Annotated in this window: 2 tRNA genes and 2 rRNA genes; all 4 read left to right on the forward strand. The window is 53.4% G+C overall.

The annotated features are described in order from the left end of the window. Positions 1 to 89: 89 nt before the first annotated feature. The 4 genes from AS93_RS19775 to AS93_RS0117900 all read left to right on the forward strand — a co-directional run bounded on the left by AS93_RS19775 (position 90) and on the right by AS93_RS0117900 (position 4,976). Positions 90 to 1,640, forward strand: a 16S ribosomal RNA gene (locus tag AS93_RS19775). Positions 1,641 to 1,732: 92 nt separating this feature from the next. Further along, positions 1,733 to 1,809: transfer RNA gene (locus AS93_RS0117890), tRNA-Ile, on the forward strand. A gap of 25 nt (positions 1,810 to 1,834) precedes the next feature. After that, positions 1,835 to 1,910, forward strand: a tRNA-Ala gene (locus AS93_RS0117895). 191 nt (positions 1,911 to 2,101) lie between these two features. Next, positions 2,102 to 4,976, forward strand: a 23S ribosomal RNA gene (locus AS93_RS0117900). Together the 16S and 23S rRNA genes with 2 tRNA genes alongside form the textbook arrangement of a ribosomal RNA operon. Positions 4,977 to 5,105: the final 129 nt, after the last annotated feature.

Below are 5,105 nucleotides of genomic sequence, written 5' to 3' on the forward strand. Positions count from 1 at the left end.
ATGACAATATGTCAACGTTAATTCCAAAACAGTAACTTAAATGTTACAAACACTATTTAGTATTATGAGCTAATCAAACATCATAAATTTTTATGGAGAGTTTGATCCTGGCTCAGGATGAACGCTGGCGGCGTGCCTAATACATGCAAGTCGAGCGAACAGACAAGGAGCTTGCTCCTTTGACGTTAGCGGCGGACGGGTGAGTAACACGTGGGTAACCTACCTATAAGACTGGGATAACTTCGGGAAACCGGAGCTAATACCGGATAATATTTCGAACCGCATGGTTCGATAGTGAAAGATGGTTTTGCTATCACTTATAGATGGACCCGCGCCGTATTAGCTAGTTGGTAAGGTAACGGCTTACCAAGGCGACGATACGTAGCCGACCTGAGAGGGTGATCGGCCACACTGGAACTGAGACACGGTCCAGACTCCTACGGGAGGCAGCAGTAGGGAATCTTCCGCAATGGGCGAAAGCCTGACGGAGCAACGCCGCGTGAGTGATGAAGGTCTTCGGATCGTAAAACTCTGTTATTAGGGAAGAACATACGTGTAAGTAACTATGCACGTCTTGACGGTACCTAATCAGAAAGCCACGGCTAACTACGTGCCAGCAGCCGCGGTAATACGTAGGTGGCAAGCGTTATCCGGAATTATTGGGCGTAAAGCGCGCGTAGGCGGTTTTTTAAGTCTGATGTGAAAGCCCACGGCTCAACCGTGGAGGGTCATTGGAAACTGGAAAACTTGAGTGCAGAAGAGGAAAGTGGAATTCCATGTGTAGCGGTGAAATGCGCAGAGATATGGAGGAACACCAGTGGCGAAGGCGACTTTCTGGTCTGTAACTGACGCTGATGTGCGAAAGCGTGGGGATCAAACAGGATTAGATACCCTGGTAGTCCACGCCGTAAACGATGAGTGCTAAGTGTTAGGGGGTTTCCGCCCCTTAGTGCTGCAGCTAACGCATTAAGCACTCCGCCTGGGGAGTACGACCGCAAGGTTGAAACTCAAAGGAATTGACGGGGACCCGCACAAGCGGTGGAGCATGTGGTTTAATTCGAAGCAACGCGAAGAACCTTACCAAATCTTGACATCCTTTGACAACTCTAGAGATAGAGCCTTCCCCTTCGGGGGACAAAGTGACAGGTGGTGCATGGTTGTCGTCAGCTCGTGTCGTGAGATGTTGGGTTAAGTCCCGCAACGAGCGCAACCCTTAAGCTTAGTTGCCATCATTAAGTTGGGCACTCTAAGTTGACTGCCGGTGACAAACCGGAGGAAGGTGGGGATGACGTCAAATCATCATGCCCCTTATGATTTGGGCTACACACGTGCTACAATGGACAATACAAAGGGCAGCGAAACCGCGAGGTCAAGCAAATCCCATAAAGTTGTTCTCAGTTCGGATTGTAGTCTGCAACTCGACTACATGAAGCTGGAATCGCTAGTAATCGTAGATCAGCATGCTACGGTGAATACGTTCCCGGGTCTTGTACACACCGCCCGTCACACCACGAGAGTTTGTAACACCCGAAGCCGGTGGAGTAACCATTTGGAGCTAGCCGTCGAAGGTGGGACAAATGATTGGGGTGAAGTCGTAACAAGGTAGCCGTATCGGAAGGTGCGGCTGGATCACCTCCTTTAGAGTATGGCTTTGAGCCGCTCGGGGGCGTCCGCACAAGTTTCCTGCACATCTCACGTCGCGCCGAACCGGCGTGCTTGAAAGCCAGCCCATGGGTCTGTAGCTCAGGTGGTTAGAGCGCACCCCTGATAAGGGTGAGGTCGGTGGTTCGAGTCCTCCCAGACCCACCATGGTTCTGGAAGGCTTGGAAGCGACGGGGCCATAGCTCAGCTGGGAGAGCACCTGCTTTGCAAGCAGGGGGTCGTCGGTTCGATCCCGACTGGCTCCACCAGGCTCGACCAGCCGCGATGAGATGTGACAGCGCACACACAAGATTGAATCGCTGGGACGTTGAGGTCCTGGACGAGTTCTTTGAAAACATGGGACGTAACAGAGCGTTTGAGATCCTGTCTCAAAACGTGTCGTTGAGGCGAGTAGGCAAAGCAGTTGTTGGTCAGACCTTGAGGCGACTTGAGGTTATATGATCAAGCGACTAAGCGCATACGGTGGATGCCTTGGCAGTCAGAGGCGATGAAGGACGTGGCAGCCTGCGAAAAGTGTCGGGGAGCTGGCAACAAGCTTTGATCCGGCAATGTCCGAATGGGGAAACCCACCCGCAAGGGTATCCTGCACTGAATACATAGGTGCTGGAGGCGAACCCGGGGAACTGAAATATCTAAGTACCCGGAGGAAAAGAAATCAACCGAGATTCCCTGAGTAGTGACGAGCGAACGGGGAACAGCCCAAAAGTCGATTGTGTTCTAGAGGAGCGGTCTGGAAAGTCCGGCCATAGAAGGTGATAGCCCTGTACTTGAAAGGGCACAGTCGATGAAATTGAGTAGGGCGGGGCACGTGAAACCCTGTCTGAACATGGGGGGACCATCCTCCAAGGCTAAATACTACTGACTGACCGATAGTGAACCAGTACCGTGAGGGAAAGGCGAAAAGAACCCCGGAGAGGGGAGTGAAATAGACCCTGAAACCGTATGCGTACAAGCAGTGGAAGCCCGCAAGGGTGACTGCGTACCTTTTGTATAATGGGTCAGCGACTTACATTCTGTGGCGAGCTTAACCGTATAGGGGAGGCGAAGGGAAACCGAGTCTGAATAGGGCGAATAGTCGCAGGGTGTAGACCCGAAACCGAGTGATCTATCCATGACCAGGTTGAAGGTCGGGTAACACCGACTGGAGGACCGAACCCACTCCCGTTGAAAAGGTAGGGGATGAGTTGTGGATAGGAGTGAAAGGCTAATCAAACTCGGAGATAGCTGGTTCTCCTCGAAAGCTATTTAGGTAGCGCCTCGTGTATCACTGCCGGGGGTAGAGCACTGTTATGGCTAGGGGGTCATCGCGACTTACCAAACCATGGCAAACTCCGAATACCGGCAAGTGTAGAGCACGGGAGACACACGGCGGGTGCTAACGTCCGTCGTGAAAAGGGAAACAACCCAGACCCTCAGCTAAGGTCCCAAAATTACCGCTCAGTGGGAAACGATGTGGGAAGGCAGAAACAGCCAGGAGGTTGGCTTAGAAGCAGCCACCCTTTAAAGAAAGCGTAATAGCTCACTGGTCGAGTCGGCCTGCGCGGAAGATTTAACGGGGCTAAGCGGTATACCGAAGCTAGGGATTCAATCGCAAGATTGAGTGGTAGAGGAGCGTTCCGTACGCCTGCGAAGGTGAGCTGTAAGGCTTGCTGGAGGTATCGGAAGTGCGAATGCTGACATGAGTAACGATAAGGAGGGTGAAAAACCCTCCCGCCGAAAGCCCAAGGTTTCCTTGCGCAACGTTAATCGACGCAGGGTGAGTCGGCCCCTAAGGCGAGGGCGAAAGCCGTAGTCGATGGGAAGCTGGTTAATATTCCAGCACCGATCGTGATTGCGATGGAGTGACGGAGAAGGCTAGGTGTACCGGGCGTTGGTTGTCCCGGGGAAAGGAGGTAGGTGGATCCCTTAGGCAAATCCGGGGGGTCTTAACACCGAGCACCGAGACGAGTCCTTATGGACGAAGTCACTGAGGCCACGCTTCCAGGAAAAACTTCTAAGCTTCAGATCACGACGACCGTACCGTAATCCGACACAGGTAGGCAGGGTGAGAATCCTCAGGCGCTTGAGAGAACTCGGGTGAAGGAACTAGGCAACATAGCACCGTAACTTCGGGAGAAGGTGCACCCTTGATTGTGGCTCGTGCGAGCTAGAGCAATCGAGGGTCGCAGTGACCAGGCCGCTGCGACTGTTTATCAAAAACACAGCACTCTGCAAACACGAAAGTGGACGTATAGGGTGTGACGCCTGCCCGGTGCCGGAAGGTTAATTGATGGGGTTAGCGAAAGCGAAGCTCTTGATCGAAGCCCCGGTAAACGGCGGCCGTAACTATAACGGTCCTAAGGTAGCGAAATTCCTTGTCGGGTAAGTTCCGACCTGCACGAATGGCGTAACGATGGCGGCGCTGTCTCCACCCGAGACTCAGTGAAATTGAAATCGCTGTGAAGATGCAGCGTTCCCGCGGCAAGACGGAAAGACCCCGTGAACCTTTACTACAGCTTTACACTGAACGTTGAGTTCTTCTGTGTAGGATAGGTGGGAGGCTTTGAAGCATGGACGCCAGTCTGTGTGGAGCCAACCTTGAAATACCACCCTGAAGTGCTTGACGTTCTAACCTAGGTCCGTAATCCGGATCGGGGACCGTGTATGGTGGGTAGTTTGACTGGGGCGGTCTCCTCCCAAAGAGTAACGGAGGAGCACGAAGGTGCGCTCAGCACGGTCGGACATCGTGCAGTGTGTGTAAAGGCATAAGCGCGCTTGACTGCGAGATCGACGGATCAAGCAGGTACGAAAGTAGGTCTTAGTGATCCGGTGGTTCTGTATGGAAGGGCCATCGCTCAACGGATAAAAGGTACTCCGGGGATAACAGGCTGATACCGCCCAAGAGTTCATATCGACGGCGGTGTTTGGCACCTCGATGTCGGCTCATCACATCCTGGGGCTGTAGTCGGTCCCAAGGGTATGGCTGTTCGCCATTTAAAGTGGTACGCGAGCTGGGTTCAGAACGTCGTGAGACAGTTCGGTCCCTATCTGTCGTGGGCGTTGGAGGTTTGAGAGGGGCTGCTCCTAGTACGAGAGGACCGGAGTGGACGTACCCCTGGTGTTCCGGTTGTCACGCCAGTGGCACTGCCGGGTAGCTATGTACGGAAGCGATAACCGCTGAAAGCATCTAAGCGGGAAGCGCGCCTCAAGATGAGACCTCCCGGGGCACAAGCCCCCTAAAGGAACGATGAAGACTACGTCGTTGATAGGCGCGGTGTGTAAGTGCAGCAATGCATTGAGCTAACGCGTACTAATGATCCGTGCGGCTTGATCATATAACCTCAAGACGCTTCGCCAAGAAGCTCTCCTCAACAGCACGTTGAGGCCAGGATCCAAGGCTCTGTTACGTCCCATCCCCATGAGAGACGGCGCGACCGCGTCTGCTGAACGCAGAATCGGACCGC

It is taken from the genome of Pseudomonas sp. RL, assembly GCF_000647775.1.
In the GTDB taxonomy this organism is placed as follows: domain Bacteria; phylum Pseudomonadota; class Gammaproteobacteria; order Pseudomonadales; family Pseudomonadaceae; genus Serpens; species Serpens flexibilis.